This is a genomic window from Streptococcus sp. HMSC10E12, from assembly GCF_001807855.1.
GTDB classification, from domain to species: Bacteria; Bacillota; Bacilli; order Lactobacillales; family Streptococcaceae; genus Streptococcus; species Streptococcus salivarius.
The window spans coordinates 1-1,760 of record NZ_KV791108.1; the positions used below are offsets into that span (position 1 = coordinate 1).

Genomic DNA, 1,760 nt, shown 5'->3' on the forward strand with positions numbered 1-1,760 from the left:
CTTGAACCGGTACGAGATAACCCCCGGTGTCAGGATAGTTGTCGCCTCTCCGGTTTTTCCTAAAAAAGCATGACCGGGGGCGGAAAGAGACTGATCGTGCCGTACTATTCGCCTGAACGCAGAGCTGCATTACTCAAGATGCTGCTCCCCCCGCTGAACCTGTCGATGGCCGAGGTTTCCCGCCGCGAAGGGGTCAGTGAAATGTCTTTGTCCAACTGGCGCAAGCAGCTCAGTTATGAAGGAAACGAAGTGTCTGAAAATACTCCCCTGACCGAAAAATGGTCAGCCGAAGCCAGGTTTGCTGTTGTGCTCGAAGCCGCCGGTTTATCCGAGATCGACCTGAGCGAGTATTGTCGCCGCAAAGGCCTTTATCCCGAGCAGATCAACGCGTGGCGACACTCGTTCATCACGGGCCAGAAGCCGGAAAAGACCCAGCAAAAAGAAGACCGTGAGCAATCTCGCAAAGACAAGAAACGCATACAGGAACTTGAGCGCGAACTGCGCCGCAAAGACAAGGCGCTCGCTGAAACCGCGGCGTTGTTGGTGCTGCGAAAAAAGCTCAACGACTACTGGGGGACCGTCGACGAGGACAACTGACGTCCTTGCCTGAGCGCCTGTTACTGATTGACTGGCTAAATACCGCTGTTGCAGAGGGAGCCCGAAAAGCAAGGGCCTGCCAGGAAATCGACCTGTCATTGCGTACCTTGCAGCGATGGACGCAGACAGACGTTTTCAAGGCTGATGCCCGCACAACGGTCACGCGGCCGACTCCGTCCAATGCACTGAGCGACGTTGAGCGCCAAGCTATTATCACACTGTGCAACAGCCCTGAGTACGCTCACCTGCCGCCCAGCCAGATCGTGCCACGGCTGGCCGATCAAGGGTGTTATCTGGCGTCGGAGGCCACGTTTTATCGCGTCTTGCGGGCCGCAGGTCAACAACAGCGTCGAGGGCGCAGTCAGCGTCCCAGACGATATGCGGCACCGACGACACATGCAGCCAAAGCGCCGAATCAGGTGTGGTCGTGGGACATTACGTACCTGCCGTCACCGATAAGGGGCAAGTATTATTACCTCTATTTGATCGAGGATATTTACAGCCGCAAGGCCGTTGGCTGGGAAGTTTACGAGATGGAAAGCGGCGAGAAAGCCGCCGCCCTGCTGCAACGCAGCGTGATAGGCGAGCAGTGTTTGCACGAGCCGCTGGTGCTGCACTCGGACAACGGTGCGCCGATGAAATCGGTGACGTTGTTAAGCAAGATGTATGAACTGGGCATCACCCCGTCGCGTGGGCGACCGCGTGTCAGCAACGACAATCCTTACTCGGAGTCGCTGTTCAGGACACTGAAATACTGCCCGCAATGGCCGCAGGACGGGTTTGCCAGCCTTGACGCGGCACGCCTCTGGGTGAGGGATTTCATGCGTTGGTACAACAATGATCATCGGCACAGCCGGATACGTTTCGTGACACCGACTGAGCGGCATCGAGGGCTGGACCATCAGATCCTGGCCAGGCGACATGAGCTGTACGAGCAAGCCAGAGAGAAAAGGCCAGAGCGGTGGTCGAGGGAGACACGCAACTGGGAACCGATCGGCACCGTGCTGTTAAACCCGGATCGAGAGCAAAACGTTGAGAAAAAAGCAGCATAGTTAGACGGTTGACGCGACAACTATCTTGCCCATAGAGCATACGCGCCCGTATCACTATTAATGCAGCGGTGCACGTTCAAACAAATGCTGAGCCAGACTCTGAATGTGCCC

Annotated in this window: 1 protein-coding gene; it reads left to right on the forward strand. The window is 56.5% G+C overall.

Features of this window, described 5'->3' with window-relative positions; all coding sequences use genetic code 11:
• The first annotated feature begins 69 nt into the window (after window positions 1–69).
• Window positions 70–1,649, forward strand: a protein-coding gene (locus tag HMPREF3112_RS11120) for an IS3-like element ISPsy31 family transposase (protein WP_085991147.1) whose coding sequence is annotated in 2 segments (ribosomal slippage) — window positions 70–559 and window positions 559–1,649 — 1,581 coding nt in all. Because the reading frame shifts where the segments join, the coding sequence is not laid out codon by codon here.
• The last annotated feature ends 111 nt before the right edge of the window (window positions 1,650–1,760 follow it).